23 protein-coding genes are annotated in these 24,596 nt (G+C 42.7%); 10 read left to right on the forward strand and 13 right to left on the reverse strand.

The genetic code is table 11. The features are described 5' to 3' along the window. Positions 1-81: 81 nt before the first annotated feature. The 5 genes from ubiB to rraA form a co-directional block, all read right to left on the reverse strand. Entirely contained in the window at positions 82-1,731 is a 1,650-nt protein-coding gene (ubiB, locus tag AB4140_RS11980; protein WP_102476026.1) for a ubiquinone biosynthesis regulatory protein kinase UbiB, read from the reverse strand. Continuing rightward, entirely contained in the window at positions 1,728-2,348 is a 621-nt protein-coding gene (locus tag AB4140_RS11985) for an SCP2 domain-containing protein (protein WP_102476025.1), read from the reverse strand. Before AB4140_RS11985 ends, ubiB begins: the two co-directional genes overlap by 4 nt. Beyond that, complete coding sequence (gene ubiE, locus AB4140_RS11990; RefSeq protein ID WP_102436973.1) at positions 2,348-3,103, reverse strand: bifunctional demethylmenaquinone methyltransferase/2-methoxy-6-polyprenyl-1,4-benzoquinol methylase UbiE; 756 nt, start codon at positions 3,101-3,103, stop codon at positions 2,348-2,350. Before ubiE ends, AB4140_RS11985 begins: the two co-directional genes overlap by 1 nt. A 279-nt stretch (positions 3,104-3,382) precedes the next feature. Then, positions 3,383-4,414 carry a formimidoylglutamase gene (locus AB4140_RS11995; protein WP_102436972.1) on the reverse strand — a complete coding sequence of 344 codons (1,032 nt, stop codon included), beginning with the start codon at positions 4,412-4,414 and terminating at the stop codon, positions 3,383-3,385. Between the two features lie 171 nt (positions 4,415-4,585). Then, on the reverse strand, positions 4,586-5,071 hold the full coding sequence (gene rraA / locus AB4140_RS12000; protein WP_076539310.1) for a ribonuclease E activity regulator RraA: 486 nt from the start codon (positions 5,069-5,071) through the stop codon (positions 4,586-4,588). Between the two features lie 371 nt (positions 5,072-5,442). On the opposite strand from rraA, the gene AB4140_RS12005 reads away from it, so the two are divergent. Both AB4140_RS12005 and AB4140_RS12010 read left to right on the forward strand, forming a co-directional pair. After that, positions 5,443-5,955: a phosphatase PAP2 family protein gene (locus tag AB4140_RS12005; protein ID WP_102436970.1), complete on the forward strand. Its 513-nt coding sequence runs from the start codon at positions 5,443-5,445 to the stop codon at positions 5,953-5,955. Positions 5,956-5,996: 41 nt separating this feature from the next. Beyond that, entirely contained in the window at positions 5,997-7,040 is a 1,044-nt protein-coding gene (locus AB4140_RS12010) for an MJ1255/VC2487 family glycosyltransferase (protein WP_102476023.1), read from the forward strand. A gap of 110 nt (positions 7,041-7,150) precedes the next feature. Here AB4140_RS12010 and rsd read toward each other — a convergent pair whose 3' ends face one another. Next, positions 7,151-7,627, reverse strand: coding sequence for a sigma D regulator (rsd, locus tag AB4140_RS12015; protein WP_198590413.1), 477 nt, complete (start codon positions 7,625-7,627; stop codon positions 7,151-7,153). A gap of 468 nt (positions 7,628-8,095) precedes the next feature. On the opposite strand from rsd, the gene hemE reads away from it, so the two are divergent. Continuing rightward, complete coding sequence (gene hemE / locus AB4140_RS12020; RefSeq protein WP_102436964.1) at positions 8,096-9,160, forward strand: uroporphyrinogen decarboxylase; 1,065 nt, start codon at positions 8,096-8,098, stop codon at positions 9,158-9,160. 290 nt (positions 9,161-9,450) lie between these two features. Continuing rightward, positions 9,451-9,660, forward strand: coding sequence for a hypothetical protein (locus AB4140_RS12025; protein WP_102476021.1), 210 nt, complete (start codon positions 9,451-9,453; stop codon positions 9,658-9,660). 119 nt (positions 9,661-9,779) lie between these two features. Here AB4140_RS12025 and AB4140_RS12030 read toward each other — a convergent pair whose 3' ends face one another. The 4 genes from AB4140_RS12030 to AB4140_RS12045 form a co-directional block, all read right to left on the reverse strand. Next, positions 9,780-11,234 carry a HAMP domain-containing sensor histidine kinase gene (locus AB4140_RS12030; RefSeq protein ID WP_102519942.1) on the reverse strand — a complete coding sequence of 485 codons (1,455 nt, stop codon included), beginning with the start codon at positions 11,232-11,234 and terminating at the stop codon, positions 9,780-9,782. 49 nt (positions 11,235-11,283) lie between these two features. Further along, positions 11,284-12,012 carry a response regulator transcription factor gene (locus AB4140_RS12035; protein WP_102436956.1) on the reverse strand — a complete coding sequence of 243 codons (729 nt, stop codon included), beginning with the start codon at positions 12,010-12,012 and terminating at the stop codon, positions 11,284-11,286. A 96-nt stretch (positions 12,013-12,108) separates the two neighbouring features. Next, positions 12,109-12,846, reverse strand: coding sequence for a spondin domain-containing protein (locus AB4140_RS12040; RefSeq protein WP_198589304.1), 738 nt, complete (start codon positions 12,844-12,846; stop codon positions 12,109-12,111). A gap of 10 nt (positions 12,847-12,856) precedes the next feature. Beyond that, entirely contained in the window at positions 12,857-13,507 is a 651-nt protein-coding gene (locus tag AB4140_RS12045) for a spondin domain-containing protein (protein ID WP_241901028.1), read from the reverse strand. Between the two features lie 234 nt (positions 13,508-13,741). On the opposite strand from AB4140_RS12045, the gene AB4140_RS12050 reads away from it, so the two are divergent. Together AB4140_RS12050 and AB4140_RS12055 are read left to right on the forward strand one after the other, a co-directional pair. After that, positions 13,742-14,332, forward strand: a complete 591-nt coding sequence (locus tag AB4140_RS12050) for a GNAT family N-acetyltransferase (RefSeq protein ID WP_102436952.1) — start codon at positions 13,742-13,744, stop codon at positions 14,330-14,332. Positions 14,333-14,438: 106 nt separating this feature from the next. Continuing rightward, positions 14,439-15,830, forward strand: coding sequence for an NAD(P)/FAD-dependent oxidoreductase (locus tag AB4140_RS12055; RefSeq protein ID WP_372001064.1), 1,392 nt, complete (start codon positions 14,439-14,441; stop codon positions 15,828-15,830). An 88-nt stretch (positions 15,831-15,918) separates the two neighbouring features. Here the strand turns inward: AB4140_RS12055 and nhaC are convergent, their stop codons facing one another. Beyond that, positions 15,919-17,400: a Na+/H+ antiporter NhaC gene (gene nhaC / locus AB4140_RS12060; protein WP_372001066.1), complete on the reverse strand. Its 1,482-nt coding sequence runs from the start codon at positions 17,398-17,400 to the stop codon at positions 15,919-15,921. 460 nt (positions 17,401-17,860) lie between these two features. On the opposite strand from nhaC, the gene AB4140_RS12065 reads away from it, so the two are divergent. Both AB4140_RS12065 and AB4140_RS12070 read left to right on the forward strand, forming a co-directional pair. Beyond that, on the forward strand, positions 17,861-18,925 hold the full coding sequence (locus AB4140_RS12065; RefSeq protein WP_372001068.1) for an HlyD family secretion protein: 1,065 nt from the start codon (positions 17,861-17,863) through the stop codon (positions 18,923-18,925). Beyond that, entirely contained in the window at positions 18,915-19,922 is a 1,008-nt protein-coding gene (locus AB4140_RS12070; protein ID WP_102436944.1) for a DUF2955 domain-containing protein, read from the forward strand. Before AB4140_RS12065 ends, AB4140_RS12070 begins: the two co-directional genes overlap by 11 nt. Before the next feature lie 122 nt (positions 19,923-20,044). Here the strand turns inward: AB4140_RS12070 and purD are convergent, their stop codons facing one another. Further along, the gene (purD, locus tag AB4140_RS12075; RefSeq protein WP_372001070.1) at positions 20,045-21,346 is read right to left on the reverse strand and encodes a phosphoribosylamine--glycine ligase; all 1,302 of its coding nucleotides are present in this window, start codon (positions 21,344-21,346) and stop codon (positions 20,045-20,047) included. 278 nt (positions 21,347-21,624) lie between these two features. Beyond that, positions 21,625-23,214 (reverse strand): bifunctional phosphoribosylaminoimidazolecarboxamide formyltransferase/IMP cyclohydrolase, encoded by a 1,590-nt coding sequence (gene purH, locus AB4140_RS12080; protein ID WP_372001071.1) that lies wholly within the window; start codon positions 23,212-23,214, stop codon positions 21,625-21,627. 333 nt (positions 23,215-23,547) lie between these two features. Here purH and zntR point away from each other — a divergent pair, with 333 nt between their 5' ends. Further along, complete coding sequence (gene zntR, locus AB4140_RS12085) at positions 23,548-24,009, forward strand: Zn(2+)-responsive transcriptional regulator (protein ID WP_102436938.1); 462 nt, start codon at positions 23,548-23,550, stop codon at positions 24,007-24,009. A 9-nt stretch (positions 24,010-24,018) separates the two neighbouring features. After that, positions 24,019-24,596: permease (locus tag AB4140_RS12090; RefSeq protein WP_372001073.1), on the forward strand; the 578-nt coding region annotated here is incomplete at its 3' end.

A 24,596-nucleotide genomic window follows, 5' to 3' on the forward strand; every position in this document is an offset into this window, starting at 1 on the left:
AACATGATGTTGGAATTTTTACATTCACAATTGTAACCTTTATACATAGAGTATTATGAACCTCTAATGTATAAGTGCTAGTTAAAATTTACGGTTTTTTGGTCTGGATCGCCATCCTGTGAACCAAAGCACTATACCTGATGTGATACAAATGTAAGCAGGCCATAGTGTAGCGTATTGGTTTAATAATATTGTGCCACAGATCAACATTACAGCAGCTGTTATTAATAAGTAATTACTTTTATGGGCTTTATGTTGAAATTTTAGGTACTTATCAAGCATTTGTTGTTGGGTGCCCAGTAGTTTTCGACCCATTTTTAAATTGTCATAGATAAGTTCTGGAAATTCTGGCAGCTTTTCAGCCCAATAAGGGCTCTTCATTTTAACTTTATCAAAAATGGCTTTCGGGCCGACTTGTTCAGACATCCACTGCTCTAAAAACGGTTTAGCTGTTGACCATAAGTCTAGCTGTGGGTACAGCTGACGACCTAAGCCTTCAATGTAAAGCAATGTTTTTTCGAGTAAAACAAGTTGTGGTTGCACGACGATATCGAATCGGCGGGCAGTGCGAAATAACTCCAGTAACACATGGCCAAATGAGATTTCGTCTAATGGCTTATTAAACATGGGTTCGCAAACCACTTTAACCGCTTGCTCAAATGCCAGTACGTCAGTGTTTTCTGATACCCAACCCGATTCAATATAAAGCTGGGCAATACGCTGATAATCACGATTAAAAAAGGCTAAGAAATTTTCTGCTAAATAGCGTTTGTCGACATCATTAAGGGTGCCCATAATGCCGCAATCCATGCCGATATAAAATGGATTGTCAGGGTGTTCACGGCTTATAAAAATATTGCCAGGGTGCATGTCAGCATGGAAAAAATTATCACGAAATACTTGGGTGAAAAACAGTTCAACACCGCGTTCAGCCAAAAGCTTTAAATTAGTCCCTTGGGCTTTTAAGGCTTCAATATCTGAAACAGGAATGCCGTAAACACGCTCCATTACCATTAGGCGAGGGTAGCAATAATCTTCATAAACATAAGGCACATACAAGCTATCAGAGTCTAAAAAATTGTTACGTAGCTTGATGGCATTGAGCGCCTCTAGTTTAAGGTTTAGCTCGCCTAAAATGGTGGTGCGATAATCATCAATGACTTCAGCAGGGCGCAGACGGTTGCCTTCACCTAATAGCTTTTCAAGTAAATTGGCCGCTTGGCACATCAGTTGTAAATCAGCATTAACTTGCGCTTCAACGTTGGGACGTAAAACTTTTAACACCACCTCTGCGCCATTTTCTTTCAAGTTAGCAGTGTGAACTTGAGATATGGATGCTGACGCTAAGGGAATGTCTTCAAAGTTGTCAAATAATGAGTCTATCGGCGCTTTTAGTTCTGCTTCAATAGCTTGGCGGGCAAGGGTTGAATCAAAAGGTGGTACGCGGTCTTGCAACATCGCCAGCTCACTGGCCCACTCATCATTGAGTAAGTCACGGCGAGTTGACAGCATTTGTCCCAGCTTGATGTAAACCGGTCCTAAATCTTGCATCGCCAGCTTTAAACGTTCAGCAGAAGATTTGTCTTTGTGTTGGTTGCGGATCCAAAAGAAACAATTTCGCAGAAGTGAAAAGTACCAGGGAGTTTTATTTTTGGGTAAAACATCATCTAAGCCGTAATGGAGTACAGTTTTTATGACTTGGTAACCACGCCTGATACTTGCAATTGTCATGGGGTAATTTTTTCTCTTAATTTTGCTATCTTGGACTCAATGCTTGTTGTTCTATCAACAAGCTGTTCCAGATTATCACGAAAATGAATGAAGTCGATTTGATGAGGGGCGAGTCGATATTCTTCAGTGGTTAATTGACCCACATGAGAGAGCGACTTTTCAAACACTTGCTTCATTGAACTGGCTAAGTGTTTGGTATTAGTCAGCAACATATGAGTCGGGGCATCACCAATATACTTTGATAATGGCTCGGCAAAATCTAACTCAATGTGCTTTAAGTAATGACTAAAGCTTTGCAATAAGTTGATATCGCCATCGAGGATCAGCTTATCTTGCTTAATGAGCTCGGTAAGGTTAGCCCCTTCAGTCACCTTATAAAGCGTAGTGACATCAGCAGTAATACTGACGTCAACAGTGGCTTCATAAGCGCTCATGACTTGAATTTGCGGTGCAAAAATAAGGTATATTGGCCAACTAACTTGGGTTAACTGAATTTTGAATACTTTACCGTGCAACGGCTTTAGTCGCGCATATTCACCCTGATCTTGTGCTTGTAACTGCCCGAGAGCAGTTTCCATTGCAGCACAAGCCAGTAATGAACAGTGGTTCGGCAGCATTAGAATTTATAACCGCGATGTAAGGCGACAACACCATCAGTCATATTGGTGTAGTCAACTTGTTCAAGACCGGCATCAAGCATCATTTGCTTTAAGGTTTCTTGATCTGGATGCATGCGAATTGATTCAGCTAGGTATTCATAGCTGTCAGCATCTTGGGTAATTAGTGCGCCCATTTTAGGCAACACTTTAAAGCTATAAAGATCATAAACTTTACGCATGACTTCGTGTTGAGGTTTTGAGAACTCAAGCACTAATAACTTTCCGCCAGGTTTTAGTACCCGGCGCATCGAGCGTAATGCTGCGTCTTTATCGGTCACATTACGTAAACCAAACGCAATGGTAATAATATCAAAATGATTGTCAGGAAACGGCAGTGCTTCAGCATTAGCTTGTACGTAACTGACATTGCTAACAATGCCTTTGTCGCGCAATTTAGTACGGCCAACTTTAAGCATTGAATCATTAATGTCAGCAAGAATAACCTGGCCGCGCTCACCCACAAGGTGTGAGAATTTAGCGGTTAAATCACCGGTGCCGCCAGCAAGGTCAAGTACTTTCATGCCCGGTCTTGCGCCTGCGGTCGCAATCGTGTGACGTTTCCAAAAACGGTGTACACCGAATGACATAACATCATTCATGATGTCGTATTTAGCAGCAACCGAATGAAATACGTCAGCAACTAAATCCGCTTTTTTCTCTGAATCAACGGTTTTGTAACCAAAATGGGTGTTCTTTGGGTCGCCCTCAGACATCTGTGTATTCCTATAATGTGCGGTAATTAACAGCGAGTGTATGTCATTGCTTGCTTTGCAGAAACTTCAATCAGCCAGAATGTGATCAAGTTTACTTGAAATAGCTAAGAATGCGTTAAGACAGCGTATTATTCTATCTCATCAAAATTGCCCTGCATTAGAGCATAAAATTCACAGTTATTGAATAGTGAAAGTATTAGGTAATAGCGTGCAATAAATTTAACAGCTTAAGTTTGTACGATCCTTAAGCGAGAGAAGTTCAAATATCCCTTGCTTAAGCTAGCTTACTTTTCTTGCCTGGATATAACTGTACATTAATTCACAGACACTTTGGCCTACATCACGCTTACCAGCCATATCACCCGCATCGTGACATTGAGGCGCGGCTTCAGCAATATGCAGATAAGCACAAGGGCAGTGTTTAGCGATGTGATGAATATAGTGGCAGGCATCTAACAAGGGCACACCGGCAAAAGTGGATGCGCTGCTGGGCATTTTGGCGATGGCATCTACATCAATTTCTAAGGCCACTGGCAGTTGAGTTTGATTAAGATTGCTGGCGATTTGTTGCAGCGCTTGGCTTAAGTCGATTTCTCGTCTGACCCAAATTTGCTGAAAGCTGTGCCAATGACCGCCAAATAAGCTTAATTGCTCTAAGGTGGCTTCAGTGTTTTTTAGCTCATGTAAACCTAGCACATGGTAATAAGCCAGTGCGCCATTGGCTGCAGCATAGCTAAATCCGTTGCCACTGTGGCGCCCTTCCCGTGGGCGAAAATCGCTATGGGGATCAAGGTTTACTGCCGCAGCCGCCTGATTAAAGTGAGCCTTAGTCGCCATTAGCATGCCATATGCATTGTTATGACCGCCGCCGATCACTATGGGCTCAAGCTCTGCTGCCATAATTTGGCTGATCACACTAATGACTTGGTTATCAAGTTCTTTAGTCGCTTGCCTTAACTCTTCTAGGGATGCCGCTTCTGGCAGTGGGGCCTGAGATATTTCCCCTAAAATAAGACACTGTTTACCATCAAGGTAGCGGTTGGACTGCAAATTAAGCCATTGTTGCATAGTGGCACTAAAGGCTGCAGATGAGCCGCCGCGGCCTAAGTTAGCCCTTGGACCAGCATCTTCGGTAATTCCGACAATAACAAATTGCACCCCATTGGTTTTAGCCTCACAAAGTGCCTGTTTAAGATCCGCTAAAGAGGGGGCTGATTCGGAGATAAGCTTGACGGTTTGGCCCAGTTTGCTTTCGCCATCTCTGCTGGAGAGGTATTGATTAACTTCACTGCGGGTCATTATCTGCAACATTAAGAACCTATTTCATTCAATTGGGGTTAGCTTTAAGGCTAATATGTCGAGCCACATATCTAGAGTCAAATACTTAGAGCTTATGACTTAAAAATAGGCCATAAAAAAGCCAGCATAGCTGGCTTTAGTCGATATTTAAACTGGTAATATGTAAACAGCAATATCAATCGATTATTCGATATCTAATGGCTCTGGCGATAAGATAACGCCAGTATTGTCAGCATAGATATGGTCGCATGGCAGGAATGTTACCCCACCAAAGTTAACTGGGATTTCAACTTCACCAACGCCATTAGTGTCAGCGCCAATCGGGATTGAAGCTAATGCTTGAATACCAATATCCATTTCTTCAAGGGTGTCAACGTCACGTACTGAGCCGTAAACAATAATGCCTTCCCACTTGTTAGCCACTGCGATTTCAGCAATCGAGGCATCAATTAATGCACGGCGCATTGAACCGCCACCATCTACTAACAAGACTTTACCTTCGCCTTCTGCTTGCAGCGCATCAGCAATTAAGCCGTTATCTTCAAAACATTTGATGGTACTAATCGAACCACCAAAAGAGCTACAACCGCCGTAATTACTGAACATTGGTTCTACTACATCAACGACATCTAAATACATATCACACAATTCTGAGGTGTTGTATTCCATAGTGACACTCCTTGGGGTTAGCGATTCACAGAGGTTTTCGCCAGTTATCAAAGCAATAATATATGAATTATATGAGCTTTTTATGAAAATAACAGCGATATTCATCACTTGATAAAGATAATCAGTTAGTTGTTCAGTCTTTGGTCTTAAGGCGGGATGACTTAAACGGCTGTTGTTTATCGCTGTGATAAGCCCTTTATTAGCCTTAGTTCTTGTTTTTATATGATTAACTGCATTGTTGCCCTGTCTGTGGTGACTCCTTTGAGTAAGTTATGATTGTCATAAAAGTTTCGATAGCTTGTCATCTAAGCGTCATTAGCCCTATTTACAGTTCTTATTAAGGTTGAACAATTGAACTATAAGGATTTTGTATGGCTATGACGATTAGCGCACTGGATAAGTTTGTGTTTTGCCACATTATTACTTTTTGTCGAACTCATGAGTTAACCCCTTTAGCGAAAAGAATCTCAGCAAGTGGGGATGGCCATTATTACGTGTATATGGCGGTAGGTTTATTGTTTTTACATCCTCAAGGCAGTCAGTTTTTTAATTTGATGTTAGTGAGTTTTATCATTGAACTGCCGTTATATTTTGTCTTTAAAAATGCCATTCGCCGCACTAGGCCTTGCGCCGCTTTTGCAGGCTTTGATAGCAGCTTTCAGGCATCAGACAAATTTAGTTTGCCATCGGGGCATACTGCAGCGGCCTTTATTATGGCGATGGCTATCACTTCGACTTTTCCTGCATTGTGGCCAATCGCAATGACCTGGGCTGTGGCGATTGGATTATCTCGAATAGCGCTTGGGGTGCATTATCCATTGGATATTGTTGCTGGTATTGGGTTGGGGGTCGGTGTGGTTATCTTAGCCGAGCCGTTGATTTAGCTTGTCATAGCGCTGAAATTGGTCATTAAACAAGGTAAATCATGAAAATATTATACGGTGTTCAAGGGACGGGAAATGGCCATATTAGCCGTGCCAGAGTCATGGCAAAGGCGTTAAGTAAAACTGATATCGAGGTTGATTTTTTATTTAGTGGTCGCGCCAAAGATGAGTACTTTGATATGCAATGTTTTGGCGACTATCAAGTTAGAACGGGCATGTCTTTTATTACCGAAGACGGGCGAGTCAGCATTGGCAAAACCATTAAAAGAAATATCACTTCACCCATTGTGTCTGAAGTGAGACAACTTGATTTGAGCGGCTATGATTTAGTGTTAAACGACTTTGAGCCAGTGAGTGCTTGGGCTGCTAAAAAACAGGGCGTGACCGCAATTGCGATCAGTCATCAAGCGTCCTTACAATACTCAGTACCTAAACAGGGAATGAGCTGGTTTGATGAATTACTGTTAAACAACTTTGCACCTGCAGATATCAAATTAGGCTGTCATTGGCATCATTTCGGTTTTGCTATTTTACCTCCCTTTGTAGAAGTTGAGCCAAGTTGTGGTGCTCACAGTCATCAAATTTTGGTGTATTTACCCTTTGAAAGTGCCGACGCGATAGCAGCTTTTTTAAGGCCTTTTCCTGACTATCAATTTTTTGTTTACCATGGCAATAAGCCAAAGCAGTCATTACCAGATCATATTAATTGGTTCAGCTTTGATCGCTGTGGGTTTAAACAACACATGTCGCAATGTGGTGGGGTAATAGGTAATGCAGGTTTTGAGCTTGCCAGCGAGGCGATGACATTAGGTAAGAAGCTACTGGTTAAACCGCTTCAGGGGCAATTTGAGCAATCATCAAACGTAGCAGCATTAGAGCTGTTGGCTGCAGGACAAAGTATGGATAGCTTAGATAGTAAAATGTTAGCCCGATGGTTAAAGGCGGCGTCGCCCAAGCCTATTGCATATCCGCAAGTTGGTGATGCCTTGGTGGGGTGGTTACTACAAGGTAATTGGCATCAACATCAAGCGCTTTGCCATGATTTATGGTCCCAAGTCGATCTACCTGATAACTGGCGCAAGTAAATGGCATCAGTAAATCGAGCCTTTCTTTGTCTGCGACTCAAGATCAATCAGTTAGCCGCTAGCTTTGCTAATTACTTTGGTAAGTAATAAGTAATAAGTAATAAGTCACATTAGCTGACTTTTGAATGATGCTGATGAAGTTGCTCGAGTAACTCATCTTCCAAAGCAAAGCGCGCTTCCATTGCTTGAGCTAAATTAGAGAGATCGCTATCTAATTCTAGCAACATAGAATCGCTATCTGCTTCAGTATATTTGTCATTGAAGTCTAATGCGGCATCAGTTGATTCACTGATTTGTGGTAATAACAGTTGTGCTCGGGCTTTACTTTGTTCACCTGATTTTTCACACTCATTAACCAATTGATCGTATACCTCAAAATGACCTTCAGAGACATAATCAACTAATTGAGCGCAAAACTGCTTAACGGTATCTAGTTCAGGTAAGCTTTTTGCAGGGACTGAGTAAGGGGCGAGGCCAGCAATTTTGAAGTATTGGATCAGTAATGCTCTGCGGTGCTGCAGCCATTGATCAACCAGCTTATTGGAGCCACCCCATTTTTGTTCGGCTTTTTCTAGTTTTGTCAGCATTATCATTCTCAATTTAGTAACCAATACATAACACTTAATGTATGAGAGAAAGTAGTGATTAATCAACTCTTTTCTGCAAAAGAAGCAATGGATTGACCAGAGGAATGGGCTGAGTTACGAGGGAAATATTCTTTGTTATTGTAATCTAAAGAAAAATGCCCAGCGATAGCATGCTACCGCTGGGCAAATAGATTTTTAAGGGCTCGATTTATCGTGCTTCTTGATTGTTCTTGCTAGCGCAAACTTTTTATATCAAAGGTGCAGCGAGGGTGCAACTTTTTTGTTGAATTAGCTTCACACCTAGTCAAAAACAACCCTTTTTGTGAGCATATTAACGTTTATATTAGCAATTTTGATACTAGTAGGAGGGGCAGCTCACATAAATTTAGCAGAACTGGTTACATTAATACCTTAAGTCGCTAAACTACGGTTCAGCGGATATCAATATATGTTTAGGAATCAAGCCCAATGGCAGAATTAAAGAATGATCGTTATTTACGCGCTTTACTAAAACAGCCTGTTGACAGAACGCCAGTATGGATGATGCGTCAAGCTGGTCGTTACCTTCCAGAATACAAAGCAACCCGTGCTCAAGCCGGTGATTTCATGTCGCTTTGTAAAGACCAAGACTTGGCTTGTGAAGTGACTTTACAGCCATTACGTCGTTATGATTTAGATGCAGCTATTTTATTTTCAGACATTCTAACCATTCCAGATGCAATGGGCTTAGGCTTATACTTTGAAACTGGTGAGGGTCCACGTTTTGAACGTCGAGCTGATACCGTTGACTCGATTAAAAAGCTTTGCATTCCAGATCCAGAAGATGAACTTGGTTACGTGATGCGTGCAGTAAGTACGATTCGTCGCGAGCTAAAAGGTGAAGTACCGTTAATTGGTTTCTCTGGTTCTCCTTGGACGCTAGCCACTTATATGGTTGAAGGTGGTTCAAGCAAAACATTCGAAAAAATTAAGAAAATGGCTTACGAAGAGCCAGCAGCATTACACATGCTTTTAGACAAGTTAGCTGATTCAGTTATCTTGTACCTAAATGCACAAGTTGCTAACGGTGCTCAGTCGTTAATGATCTTTGATTCATGGGGCGGTGCGTTATCTCACCACGCTTACCGTGAGTTCTCATTACGTTACATGCAAAAAATCGTTGATGGCCTAACTCGCCATGCTGACGGTCGCCAAGTTCCTGTTACCTTGTTCACTAAAGGTGGCGGATTATGGTTAGAGTCTATGGCTGAAACTGGTTGTGATGCGCTCGGTTTAGATTGGACTGTTGATATCGGTGATGCACGTCGCCGTGTTGGTCATAAAGTTGCGCTGCAAGGCAACATGGACCCATCTGTACTTTATGCTTCACCAGAGCGTATTCATCAAGAAGTGGATCAAATCCTATCTTCTTACGGTGAAGGTACTGGCCATGTATTTAACTTGGGTCATGGTATCCATCAACATGTTAACCCAGAACATGCTGGTTCATTCATTAACTCAGTACATGAGCTATCAGCGAAATATCATAAGTAATTGATAATGATGCGCACAAAAAAAGACGAGCAATGCTCGTCTTTTTTTTAATTCGTTTTCGACCACTGAGCTTTACCATATTTTATTCATCATAGTTTTAATGGTAATGAGTGCTCTCTATCACAAAGTGACAATTGAATATTCTAAATTGTGATCTTAACAAAACTCTTAGTGGGGTTTATTTGATACTTTATCGTCATTCTGAGAATTAAGTATTATTTAGCTAACTAGCTTTGTTTCATGATGAAACAGAGGCAAAAACTAGTAGCCTTTGCCAAAAAGAGTTAATTATGAAAATTCAAATTATTGTTGCTTTAATGTTCTTTGCTGTATTTGCTGCGCTACTACCAGGTACCCATTACATTTATGTGGCTAATGCCGATTATTATATGGGGCAATTTGTGACTGTTGCGGCAGTATTATTAATGTGGGGCAGTTTAGCTGCTGGTTTTGTGAGTCTTTTCTTCCACAAAATTAAAAAACTTTATCAATCTATCTAAAGTTAATAGCTATTTCTGTAGCTGAATATAGGCGCTCCCTCTAAAGGGGCGTGTTCAGTTATGACCCTCAAAGTCACCTTAATTATAGGTGGCTTTGTTATTTTTAGTGTTTGTCTAATTTAGTGTGTGGCTAGTTCAATCATAAAACGGCTTCCTTTGCCGGGAGTGCTTTTAATATCAATACGGCACTTTAGGAGTCCAAGCAATTGGCGCACTATGGCTAAACCAACACCCAACTGTGGCAATGTTTGATTGGGCTCAAATGACAACTGCTGCATGGATAATTGTTTTAAGGCTTCGACTTCATGCTTATGCATGCCTGCGCCAGTATCTTTAACGGCTAACCAGCTTTGACCATTTAAGCTTTCGCTGTATACCTTGATGGTGCCACCTTTTGGGGTGTATCTCAGGGCATTATCTACAAGATTATTTAATATTCGACGCATTAATTGTGGGTCGGTATACACTTGCAGCTCATCGGCAATATTAAAGTCTAAGAGTATTCCAAGTTTTTGCGCTCTGGGTGCAAAAGTTTGTTTTAAATCCAGTAATACCTCTCGCAAATTAATTTGACTTATTTGGGCACTGATTTGACCATTTTCCAGTGCTGCTAATTCAAGTAATTGTGCCAGTAACTGCTGTAAGTTTTGCCCTGAATTAGCGGCGTACTCAATTAATTCTGGTTGGCGCTCTGCTGGCGGTAATAGTAGCCAGGTATCGATATATCCCAGCAAAGAGGTGAGTGGGGTTTTTAAGTCATGGGACAAATGCAGTAAGAAGTCATGTTTGGCTTGTTGTTGGCGTTTGACTTGTTGGTGTTGTTGGCTGATTTTATGCAGTAAATGATTAATATTGTCACTGAGGACTCTGATTTCTTCGCTGCCATTGTAACGGTTAGGCAAAGCCAGTGTGCCGCTTAATGGCGAATCTTTTAATTGGTTGAGATCGCTAGCTAATTTTTTAATTGGTTGGGTAAAAAAGCCCAGCAATAGCACAAATAACATCAGTGCAAAAATAATCCAAAAGCCAATGGTAGCGCCCCAAAGCTTGGGCTGATTTTCTGAGTTTATTAGTGCTTGCCAGCTATCATAATCTTCGCCGCCGATGATGACATATAAGTATCCACTGTGAAGCCCGTCAGTAGTGATGAGCGGGCTGACGGAAAAGATTTTTTCTGTTTTTTTTGAGCGGGGATCTGTGCCTAAAATCGGTAGGTCTCGACCTGCAATAAATTGCTTTATCTTGGCTAAATTTACTCGAGTGGTTTTGATTTTCTCTTCTTTGGCATCGTAAGCAATGACACGACCTTGTGGATCTAAGGTATAAATTTCAAAACTTGGGCCCAGCAGCATAAAGTCGTGAAATGCTTCTTTTAGCGCTGCATCTGAGGTAATCCCTTGTGACAATAACGGATTAATGTGCGCCATATGTTCAGCAAGTTGTAAGTGTAATGATTGCTGAATTTGATTACGGCTAAATTCATGGTTGAGTTGTAACCATTGCCACAGGGCTACAAAAAGTAGCAACACCATTAAAGTGGCAGATAAGAATAGTCGGTTAAATAAGCGGTTCATTAGAGACCCATATACACTTTAAAAATAACATGCTTAAAACGAATATCAGCTAAGTTGCTGATGGTGGAGAGAACTTATAGCCTACACCCCAAACGGTTTTGACTAATTCTGGATGCCCAGGGCTGTGGGCGAGTTTATTGCGTAAGCGATTAATGTGACTGTTAATCGTATGCTCATAACCGTCATAGTTGTAACCCCACACTGCCTCTAATAATTGCATTCGGCTAAATACTTGTAGTGGATGCTTGGCCATAAACAGCAACAGATCAAATTCTCTAGCGGTTAATTCCAGCGGGCAGTCATTGGTAATGACCTCACGGGTTGCTGCGTTAATGGTAACGCCATTAAACTGCAGTTGCTCAGAGCTGATTTGTTGAGTTTTACTACGCCTAAGCATGGCTTTTACTCGCGCTCGTAGCTCCAGCACACTAAAGGGTTTGACTAAGTAATCATCAGCACCGGCTTCAAGGCCCAATACAATATCGGCTTCTGAATCTTTGGCAGTTAGCATCATCACAGCAACCGAGTTGTCAGCTTCACGAAGTTGCTGGCACAACATAATGCCATCGCCATCAGGTAGCATACGGTCCATCAAAATCAAATCAATTACACTAGATTTAATGATGTTAAGCGCTTGGCTTAATGTGGTGGCATGAAACACCTCATAATTTAGTGCGGTTAGATTTAGCATGATGAGCCTTGCCAAATCTTGCTCATCTTCAACCAACAAAATATGTGGCTTGATTTGGTGCTGATGGTGCTTATTAGAATCATTCATCCAGAATTTCCCATTTCAGGTCCTTATCCAGCAGACCTGAGATGGGCGGATAAACTTTCAGCTTGTTTGGTTTTTAATCATAAAGGCTGATGCTTGCTATTGTGTGCGGCTGATTGATATGGCTATTGCCGGATTATCAAAACGGTGTGATGGCGTTAGGACTGAGTCCATTAAACCGTCATACATGGTGATCACGCCTGGATGAATATGAACAAAATCAACATCATCACGGGTTGCATTAAACCCCTCTCCGCCATCAGCAGGTCCGGGCATGGTACCTTTTTCTTCTGTATTAGCTTCAGTGCCAGCGTCGTAAACCATGCCTTTCATAGCGACCATAGTGTCGACTGCTAACATCGAAATGTCGTAACTGTTTAATCCAGTAAAGGCATCGTTGGTGTTTACCAGCATGGTTGCTACGGTAAGGTTGGCAACATCGGCTTCATCTAAAGTAATTGTGATGGTTTCTGACATGCCTGGCATCAATATACCAGCGCCACTGGCCGTAACCTCGATACCCTCAATAGCCGCTACATCACTTGAATCGCCGCCTTCAGCAATTTTCTCTAGGGCGACATTTGCGCTTTCGCCTGCTTGCCATAACATCACATCATTGCTATGAACGGCAATTGCAATCGGTGACATGGGTTGATTAGCCGTTAAGTTTGTCACTGTGACGCTATAGGTTTGCATTACCGTATCGGGCGTTGGGGTTGGAGTCGGCTCAGGAGACGGTGAGTTGTTATTGTCTGAACAGCCACTTAAGCCCAGCACAGCAATTAATGCTGCAGCACTCAGGCTATATTTATTGATATTTTTGATTGGATATTTCATCACATGCCCCTTATTTAACGGTAACAACAACTTTCGCAACAGGGTTTAACCAGCGATGAATTCGGCTGTCTAAATCACTGGCGCCGCCGGCTGGATCAGTATCACCAAGCACACCTGGGTGAGTGTGGACATAACCATTAGTAGCACCATCCATAACACCAGTACCATTCATACCTCCGTCACCACCTGGCGCTGCTGGAATACCTGCAACGCCGGACATTCCGCCGCCATTAACCACTTCATCATTGGCTTCAGTACCCGCATCATAGGCGTTTACATAAACTGCGTAAGTACCCGCCTCAGTCGGGATCTCCCAGCCATCTAACCCCATAAAGGCATCATTGGTTGGTAGTACCATAGCAACGATAGAAAGGTGCGTCATTTCCATTGAATCAAGCATGACATCACTGACATTAGCACCGGGGGCTAATAAACCCATGGCTGGGTTGGTAACAGTCACGCCACCTGCGCCCATAACTGCGGCATCTAAATCAGCAATATCACCGCCCTCGGCCATTTTTTGTAATGCTGGTGTAGCCATTTCGCCCACTTGGAATAGGTGACTGTCAGCATCGTGTGCTGCAATAAACAATGGCGTGAAGTGATTACCGTGGGTTAGGTTAACAACACTGATTTCAACTTCAGCAGCATTAGCTGACATACTGAACAGGCCAGCGGCGATGAGTCCACAAGTCAGTAAGCTTGCTTTTTGTGCGATAGGTTTTAATACAGATGATTTCATAACGGAGCTCCTTTTGTTTAATTGCAATCGATTCTGCCAAAGGGATCTCACTGTGTTATCGCCAAATTATCACAAAAGTTTAACATCGTTATTTTTGCTAAATAATTGTGCTATCTTGGCGATATATTAAGACAACCTGGAGTCAATATAATAATGATAAGAAGCTTAACTCCTGATGATTTTCAACAAGTTATTGAACTCGGAAACTTGGTTCATGGTGAAGGGTATTTAAATCTATCTTCGCTTGAAAAAATTTATCGAATGGGTATAAAAAATAATATCAATGCTCACTTCATCGCAGAAAGTGAACAATTATCACCAACTAAAAATACCCATAATTCGACGGCTAATATTGTCGGTTTTAGGCTGACTTATGCCGCTGGGAAGTGGCCAGTTGATCAATGGTGTACTCCTGAAAAGTGGCCTGTTACTGCTGAAAATATGTGTTATTTCAAATGTAATACAGTAGCAGAAGCATATCGCGGTCAGGGGATTGGTTCTAAATTACTGCAAGCGTCTATTGCGGCTGTTAAGCAACAGGGCGCCAAAGCGGGGGTGAGTCACTTATGGCAACAAAGCCCAAATAACTCGGCGGTAGGTTACTTTACTCATGCTGGTGGGCAATTAATTAAACAACATCCGAGCCGTTGGAACCAAAAAGTAGACGGTAGCGATTATCTTTGTGTGCTTTGCGGCGATGATTGCCACTGCACAGCTTGTGAAATGGTGATTGAATTTAGCTAACCATTTATAGAGAGACGTTATCAAAAGGCTTTACTAAAAGGCTTTATTGCAGATTTTAGTGCCCGCATTTGCACTCATAATAACCAAAATAAAAAGAGCCGCTGCTATGTATGATCCTTTAATAACCCCGAATGCTGCTTCACAACCACTGGCCAATAGCTATTGGGCAAGTACCCAAGCTTTGCCGCCACGCTTACCTCACCTAAGTGGTCATCAGCAAACGGATGTCGCGATAATTGGCGGCGGTTATACAGGATTACTGACGGCATATTATCTCGCCAGTAAATACCATATAGATTGCCATGTATTAGAGGCAAACCAAGTGGGTTTTGGTGCCAGCGCCCGTAATGCAGGTTTTGTATTAAAGGGCTCGGGCAGGTTGGGCTATGCCGCTATGGCAAAACGTTGGGATTTAGCCACCACTAAAGCCATTTATGGCGAGTTTAGCCAAGCTGTCGAGCGCGTTGAATCACTAATTCATAAATACAATATAGAGTGTGATCCGCAGGAGAAAGGCTACTTAAAGGTGGCGCATAACCCTAAGGCGTTGCAGCAGCTTAAAACAGCCGCTGACTTTATTCAGCAGCATTTAATACCTTCACCATTAGACAGTAAATCACCCTCGTCAGCAGGCTCTGCAAATATGGATCAGCATGCGCAATTTATTAATGCTGCAGACTTTCGCCGAGATTATTTAAATCAGCACCAAGCCTATGGCGCACTGCGATTAAGTGATGGCTTTGGGGTAAACCCGCTAAAGTTATTGCTGGGCTATAAATCAATGGTTGAGCATCAAGATGTCACCCTATCTGAAAGCTCATGCGTGCTTGACTGGATCGAGGAAAATGGCAAGCACCGTCTGTTCACTGAGCATGGTGAGTTAAGTGCAAATAAAGTGATAGTGGCCGCCAATGGCTATACGCCCAAAGCGTTTAATCACCGCATTGATGAAAAGTTTTTGCCAATACTCAGTAATATTATCGTCACTGAGCCACTTAGTGCTGATGAGCTGCAAGCCGCTGGTCTATTTAGCCATCAAGTAACCATGGACACCCGCATTTTAAAATATTACTTCAGGTTACTGCCTGATAATCGATTACTGTTTGGCGGCCGCGGCGCTGTGTGGGGGAAAGACGCTGCAGATCCGATTTATGGTCAGCGACTCAAGCTGGCCATGAATAAATGCTTTCCTGCATTAGCGACTAAAAAAGTGGCCTATAACTGGACGGGCTGGATAGCGGCATCAATGGATGATATGCCCCATGTAGTTGAGAAAAACGGCGTGGGTTACAGCTTAGGTTATTGCGGCGCTGGGGTGTCTTTTAGTGCACAAGCGGCTTTTCGATTAGCCCAAAGTATTGCCGGTGAAACACCAACTGAAATTGCTAATTTACCACTTTATCAAAACCCATTACCCCGTTTGCCCTTTGCTAAAGCAAGGCGAATAGGGCAATGGGGTTACTATCATTATGGCTGGTTGAAAGACCGTTTTGGATAACAGCTTATATAGTCATTTATATAGTCATTTATATAGTCATTTATATAGTCACTTATATAGCAGCAGGCTAAGTCCGTATTTTTGAAATTTATAAACCTTCTGTGAGTTGCAGTGATTCATCTAGCGGTTGTATTTTGATATTGAAATACGCATAGGATGCACTGATGAATGGGCAAACTAGGTTAAAGATTGCATAAGGCAAATAAGCAATGGTTGCTACGCCTAAGGTACTGGCCATGAAAGCGCCGCAGGTATTCCACGGGATAAGTGGGCTAGTTACTGTAGCTGAATCTTCTAGAGTACGGCTTAGATTAACTGGCGCCAACTTGCGTTTTTGATATTCAATTTTTAGCATTCTACCGGGCAGTACAATGGCAATATATTGATCGGCAGTAATAATATTTGCGCCGATACAAACTCCCAAAGTGGTGATAATTAAGCTGCTAGTCCCCGTCACTAAACTTAAGATACTTTCCAGTAAGCGCGATAATGATCCTGTCACTTCCATCACGCCGCCAAATGTCATGGCGCAGAGGATTAACCAAACCGTGGTGACCATGCTGCTCATGCCGCCGCGGCTTAATAAGTTATCTAAAACCGTGTCACCTGTGGTGGCCACATAACCATCAAACATCGCAATCCAAATACCTTTAATGAGTGCTACTATCGGTAATAAGTTGTCCTCATTAACGTAGCTGACCACATTATCAAATTGGAAAATCGCCGCACAAATAGCCCCAGCAATCGTCCCTAGAATTACGGTAGGAAAGGCTGGCATTTTTTTGTTAGCAAAAAATAACACCACTAATAAAGGAATAAGCAGATGCAGGCCAGGTTGGTAAGTTTCTTCCAGCAGTAACAGGGTGCTATCAAGATCTGAATTGAAGCTAGCAACATCGGCTGATAGCCCTAAAACAGTGAAGACAATTAGCGCAATGATAATGCTGGGGACGGTAGTCCAAGTCATATATTTGATGTGGCTAAAAATATCAGCGCCAGCAACAGCGGGGGCGAGATTAGTAGTATCTGAAAGCGGTGACATTTTATCGCCAAAATAGGCGCCACTAATAATCGCACCTGCGGTGATATTAATATCTAATCCCATAGCGGAAGCTATACCAATTAAGGCAATACCTAGGGTACCCGCCACAGTCCAAGAGCTACCAATACTGATCGCGACCACGGCACATAAAATACAGCTAGCGGCATAAAAATATTGAGGGTGCAAAATCTGCATGCCGTAATAAATCATTGTCGGCACCGTGCCTGCCAAAATCCAAGTGCCAATCAGCGAGCCCACGGTAAATAGAATTAACAAGGCGCCAGTGGCAACACCAATACTTTTAATGATGCCGCGTTCCATTTCATTCCAGCTATAGCCATTTTTATAGCCAATTAAAATGGCGATACAGGCCGCGAGGATCAGCGCGATTTGGTTGGCACCAGATGAGCTATCGGAAGAAAAAAGATAAACCGCTGTGCCAAGCATTGCTATGAGGGCGAAGACGGGTGCAAGGGCATCGAGCAAACTGGACTGTTTGTGTTTGTTTAGCTTTTGCTTATCAGACATTGAGTGATCTCTATTATTATTTTTTTGGGGTGTGATGAGATTTTTATATTTATGCTGGCTGTTGCGCTGTCAGTATTATTTGTTATTAACTTGTGACAGGCTGACATCCTGCCATAGGTCTAAGGGGTAAGTCGATGTTTTATGGCAATGACCAGCAGTGATAAAAAATGTGGCTCTTTGGAGCTGATGAGGCGATTGTGACTATTAAGTTAACTCAGTAAAATAGCTAATCACTTAGGCTAGTAAAAGTGAATAACTATGTAAAATTTATAATGTAGTTATTATCGAAACCTTAGCCTTTGTTTGAATAAATAGTCTTTGTATGAATAAATTTTTATCATTCTTACAAATACTTGTATGTGTATTTTTGCTTATATCCTAGACTGTATTATTGAGAGCTTAGAGTTCAGTTTCAGCACTATTTCATCACTATTTCATCATCAGTTAGAGAGTTAATATCATGTCCTCAGCGGAAAAATCATCTCGTAAGTTAAGTTTTTATATCATTGGTGTGATCCTGTTTGTGTGGATATATAGCCTATGGGCCGATCGGGTCACTCCGATGACTGGCGATGCTAGAGTTCATTCCTATTTAGTGAGAGTCGCTAGTCAGGTCGCGGGTAATATCACCGATGTTAATGTCAAAAATAACCAAGTGGTAGAGGCGGGTGAGGTGCTGTTTAAAATCGACCCACGAAACTATCAAATTGCCTTACAATCAGCCCAAGCCAACCTTGCTTTAACAGGGCAAAGTATTGGCGCAAATACCGCCGCGGTTGAAGTTGCTCAAGCTAAAGTCATTGATGCATTAGCAGCCCGCAATAATGCCAAAGAGCAAGCGGTTAGGATTAGCGAGTTAGCGGAAAAAGGCGTATTAAGCCAATCTGACTTAGATAATGCCATTGAGTCACGAGATAGAAGCCAAGCCAGTTATAACGCCGCAGAAGCCTCATTAGTACAAGCCAAACAAAATTTAGGCCCACAGGGTGAAAATAACCCGCAGTTATTGGCATCCATGGCCAACCTTGAGCAAGCGCAGCTAGACTTACAGCGCACCGAAGTGATTGCGCCTTCACAAGGTGTCGTGACCAATTTACAACTTACTCTAGGGCAAAGAGCCACGGTTGGCACGCCGATGCTGACCTTTATTGATCCCCGCGGTATTTGGATTTCAGCACTGGTTAGAGAAAACTCCCTAGAGCATATTCGTGAGGGGCAACGAGTTGAAATTGTGCTCGATGCACTGCCAGGGAGGGTGTTGAATGGCAAAGTCGATAGCATAGGTTGGGGGACTGGTGGCAGTAATAATATTGACCAAGCAACAGGCTTTTTAACCGCAGATACCACTTCGTTAAATGCCCAGCGTTATCCGGTTAACATTGTTTTTGAAAACGATGATATACCGCAAAACATTCGTTATGGCTCCCAAGCTACCGTTGCCTTTTTTACAGAGCAAAGCAGCTTTGGCGAATGGTTAGCTAAAATTTGGATCCGAGTTGTGAGCGTGTGGACCTATGTTTCGTAATGCGGTGAATCCGATCATCAGGCTGGTATTTTTCCCGGTCTTTTTGCTGTTTTATTTGCAATACTCTGGGGCGGCTATGCCTATTTTAGCGCCGATGTTTGTGGTGATATTTTTAACCATCATGCCATCAAAACCGCCTATGAGTATGTTACTTAAACTGCTTATCATATTATTCTTTCTTAGCTTTATATTGGTGTTTCTTGCTGGGGTGTTAAAAGACACTCCCACAGGTTATGCGCTATTTTGCTGGGGATTATTTTTTTGGTGCTTTTACCGCAGTCATCACGATCCTAAAGATATGCTTGCCACCTTAGCCTTAATGGTGGTGATTATCATGACAGTGATGAATTTCCAAATGGGTGCGCCAGTGGACGTGTTACCTTGGTTGATGTTTGAAGCCTTTTTAATTGCCATCGTTATCACCTACATCAGTTTTTTATTATTCCCAGGTGATGAGCAAGATATTTTAATGGATGAAACCGTTAAAGAAGGGGCGCAAACTAATATTGGGCTTATCATGTTTAAAGCCACCGCCATGTGTATTACGCTGGTGGTACTTATCAGTATTGGCAGTACGCAAACCATGCTGATTGCCATCACCATTGGCAGTTTGATTAAAATTCCTATCTCGAATGATCATCGTATTTATAGCCAGAATAAAATTGTCACCACCGCCACTGGGATCTTATTTACCTTACCTGTGATGCTACTGTTTGCCTTTGGGGTTTCAACTTGGATGTTAATTGGGGTGACGTTATTTTGCGGGCTGCAGTTAGCTTGCTTTGGCATTCGTCGACAATGTCGCTTTAGTATTTACCAGTTATTGTTTACTAATTTTATCGTATTAACGTATCAAATCATTAAGCACCAAGCGGCAGATTCACTGTCGTCTGAATTTACCCGTTTAATCTCGATTGTTATTGCCATACTGGTTGGGGTGTTGATTTTGAATTTAAGCAAACACTCGGCGGTGCCTTTAGTAAAGGAAGATAAATAGTTTAATAAGCTCCTAATACTTTAATGGAATTGAATTTTGAACGCTAAAACAAAAATCCCTGTGACTTTTGGCATTAGTTGCCATCACAGGGATTTTTTTAATTCAGCATTAGGCTAAAAAAATTAACCTTTATCTTGCTCACGTGCGATAGCGCGGTAGGCAATATCAGTGCGGAAGTAGACGTCATCCCAGTGGATAGCATCGACTAGCTTGTATGCGCTAGCTTGTGCTTCTGTCACAGTGTTACCTAGTGCTGTGGCACATAAAACGCGGCCGCCTGCAGTGACAACATAGCCGTCTTTCATGGCGGTGCCAGCGTGGAATACTTTGGCGTTGTTATCACCTAATGATAAACCGTCAATCACGTCAGCTTTACGGTAAGCATCTGGGTATCCGCCTGCTGCAAGTACAACACCGACTGCTGCGCGTGAATCAAATTCAGCAGTCACTTTATCTAACTCACCCCGGGTAGCGGCTAGACAAAGCTCAACTAAGTCTGATTGCAGACGCATCATGATTGGCTGCGTTTCTGGGTCGCCAAAGCGGCAGTTGTACTCAAGTACTTTTGCGCTGCCATCTGGAGAAATCATTAAGCCTGCGTATAAGAAGCCGGTGTAAACATTGCCTTCTGCTGCCATGCCGTCGACCGTTGGGCGGATAACATTAGCAATGGTCCAGTCGTGAACAACTTGGGTCACTACTGGTGCAGGTGAATATGCACCCATGCCGCCAGTGTTAGGGCCGTTATCGCCGTTATCACGGGCTTTATGGTCTTGGCTGGTGGCCATTGCTAAAATGTTTTTACCATCTACCATTACGATAAAGCTGGCTTCTTCACCTTTTAAAAATTCTTCGATAACAACCCGTGAACCTGCTTCACCAAACTTGTTACCTGCTAGCATGTCTTCGATTGCTGCGTCAGCTTCAGCTTGGTCTGCCGCGATAATCACGCCTTTACCCGCTGCTAAGCCGTCAGCTTTAATCACCACAGGGAAACCTGTTTTGTTGGTTAACTCAACTGAGTAAGCTTTTGCTGCTTCAATTTCAGTGAAGTTTGAGTAGTCAGCTGTTGGGATGTTATGACGTGCTAAAAAGTCTTTAGTGAAGGCTTTTGAAGACTCAAGCTGTGCAGCGCCTTGAGTTGGACCAAAGATAGGCAAACCTGCTTCGTTAAAGGCATCCACTACGCCAAGTGCTAATGGTACTTCTGGGCCAACAATGGTGAGTTCAATTTTATTATCTTGAGCAAATTTAACCAGCTCTGAAATTGCTTCAACCTTAATGTCGATGTTTTCTAGTTTTGGCTCTAAGGCTGTACCAGCATTACCTGGTGCAACAAAAACTGTTTCAACTTGAGCTGATTGTGCTGCTTTCCAAGCTAACGCATGTTCGCGTCCGCCGCCACCAATAACAAATACTTGCATCTTTTAATCCTCTTATAGCTGCGCCATGGTCTCAATTTCTGCTTCAAACATGCTCACTTATGCTTATAAGCTCCGCGTGTTTTCATTGAACTTGAAACAATGGCTTGCTCTAATATGCTTAAAAAGTCCATGGTCTCAATTTCTGCTTCAAGCATGCTCACTTATGCTTATAAGCTGCGCTTACTTTCATTGAACTTGAAACAATGGCTGGCTCTAATATGATAAAAACTAAATTATAAAACACCAATGACTTAAGTTAAGTCATTGGTGTTGGCGTTTTAGTGACGGAAGTGACGCATGCCAGTAAATACCATGGCAATGCCGTGCTCATCTGCCGCTGCAATGATTTCTTCATCACGGATTGAACCGCCTGGCTGAATGATGCAGCTGATACCAGCCGCAGCTGCTGCATCGATACCGTCACGGAATGGGAAGAAGGCATCTGATGCCATCACTGACCCTTCAACCACTAAACCTTCGTCTGCCGCTTTAATGCCTGCAACTTTTGCTGAGTAAACGCGGCTCATTTGGCCTGCGCCGACGCCGATAGTCATGCCATCTTTTGCGTAAACAATCGCGTTAGATTTAACGAACTTAGCCACTTTCCAGCAGAACATTAAGTCAGTTAGCTGCTCGGCGGTTGGTTGCACTTTTGATACCACTTTAACGTCAGCCACATCAACCATGCCTTGGTCGCGGTCTTGAACTAATAAGCCGCCGTTAACACGTTTGAAATCTTGAGTAGTGGTTTTAGTATTCCACTGACCACATTCGAGTAATCGCACGTTGGCTTTAGCGGCAACGATGTCGCGTGCTGCTGCACTAACTTTAGGGGCAATGATCACTTCAACAAATTGACGATCAACAATGGCTTTCGCGGTGTCAGCATCTAATTCTTGGTTAAAGGCGATGATGCCACCAAAAGCTGATGTTGGGTCAGTTTTGAATGCGCGATCGTAAGCTTCAAGGATCGTGTTACCTAAGGCCACACCACAAGGGTTAGCATGTTTTACGATGACACAAGCTGGGCCTTCAAATTCTTTCACACACTCTAGCGCAGCATCAGTATCTGCAATGTTGTTGTATGACAGGGCTTTACCTTGCAATTGTGTTGCACTTGCAACCGATGCTTCATCAATGTTGCTATCAACATAGAAAGCCGCTTTTTGATGGCTGTTTTCGCCGTAGCGTAAATCTTGTTTTTTGATCAGCTGAGTATTGAACGTGCGTGAGAAGCTAGAATCTTCGTGGCACTCATCTTTACTGTGTGCAGGCACCATAGTGCCGAAGTAGTTAGCAATCATACCGTCGTAAGCGGCAGTGTGTTCGAATGCGGCAATGGCTAAATCAAAACGTGTTTCTAAGGTGGTGCTGCCGTTGTTTGCTTGCATCTCTGTAATCACGCGATCGTAGTCACTGGCGTTAACAACAATAGTGGTGTCTTTATGGTTTTTCGCAGTAGAACGTACCATGGTCGGGCCACCGATATCGATGTTCTCAACGGCGTCAGCTAACGTACAACCTTCTTTTGCCACAGTAGAAGCAAATGGGTAAAGGTTAACCGCAACTAAATCGATGGGTTTAATGGCATTTTGTTCCATTACGATTTCATCAATACCGCGACGGGCTAAGATGCCGCCGTGTACTTTTGGATGCAATGTTTTAACACGACCATCCATGATTTCAGGGTGACCGGTATAGTCAGATACTTCAGTGACAGGAATATTATTGTCAGCAAGTAACTTGGCTGTTCCGCCTGTAGAAAGTAGTTCTACGCCTTGCTCGTGAAGTGCTTTAGCAAACTCAAGCATTCCAGTTTTATCAGATACACTTAGCAGTGCGCGACGAATAGGTCTGACAGTATTCATGTAGGTACAGTGTCCACTATTTATTTTAAGGAAGTTTGGCAAAACAGAGCAGACATCGACATGGCTCTGCTTTGCAAAATTCCCTTAATGTTTTTACTTGTTAGGGGGTTGCTGCCTATAGACAGGGCGCGCGCATTTTATCGCAAAAGCACCATATAGGGTGTTTTTTCTGCGCGATTTCACAATATTGAAATAAGAACAAAGTTACTCACAAAATTTTATTCTATAAAAGCCTTGACCTTGGATTTAACTCTAAGGTTTATAGTAATACTTATACTCGTAATGATTATCTGTGTATTGCATCAGAATGTTTATCTTACTCATGGTGAATTTATGTATCGAATAGGTGAAGTCGCGGCGCTGTTTAATGTTAAAGCTGACACGCTGCGGTTTTATGAAAAACACGGTTTATTAGCGCCCTCTAGCCGCTCTGATGCGGGCTATCGACTTTATAATGAGGATGATACTGCCAAGTTAGGTTTTATTATTCGCGCCAAAGCGGTGGGCTTTAGTTTGAATGACATTGCCGAGTTGTTATCCATTGAATTAGATAAATCCAACTGGGCATGTGCCGATGTAAAAGGGCTGGTGGACTCAAAGCTTAAACAAGTACAAGACAAGATGGCCGAGCTCGCCAATTTTGCTAACTCATTGGGCAAATTATCAGCGGCCTGTTGCGGCGGCCCTGAAAGCGCTGAACATTGCTCAATTTTAGAAGCATTAGAGTCAACAGATAAAGAATTAAATCCAAAAGCTGAGCAGCAACGTCATACAGCAAAGCAGCCTCAAGGTTAGGAGCATATTATGTTATTAAGCAATTTTTTAGAGTTATTTTTAGAATCCGCTCCGTGGCTATTATTAGGCTTAGTGTTGGCCGGTTTGTTGAAAGTCTTTGTGCCCATGGCATGGATGCAAAAACAACTTGGTGGTCACGGCTTAAAAACAGTAGTTAAAGCAGCTGTGATTGGCGCGCCGTTACCTTTATGTTCTTGCGGGGTTATTCCTGCTGCAGTGGGTTTGCGTCGCTCTGGCGCATCAAAAGCGGCTACAACCTCATTTTTAGTATCAACGCCTGAAACTGGGGTGGATTCGGTTACGGTATCTTATGTGTTGTTAGGGCCATTTATGGCCATTGTGCGTCCGATAGCGGCGATCACCAGCGCCATTGTGGCGGGTTTATTAGTCGGTCGTGATGATGACGATGGTAAGGTCGTCAGCGAAGTTAAAGACGATGCTGCTACTAATACAGCAACTAATACCGCAACTACAACAGCGATGACGATGAAGCCTGCTGCTAATGCATCAGTGATGCAGCCAATGAGTGCCGCTGTTGTAAAATCAGTGCCAGTCGCTAAAGCCAGTAGTTGTTGTGCGAGTAAATC

This window comes from Shewanella sp. 10N.286.51.B2, assembly GCF_041469265.1.
Taxonomy (GTDB): Bacteria; Pseudomonadota; Gammaproteobacteria; order Enterobacterales; family Shewanellaceae; genus Shewanella.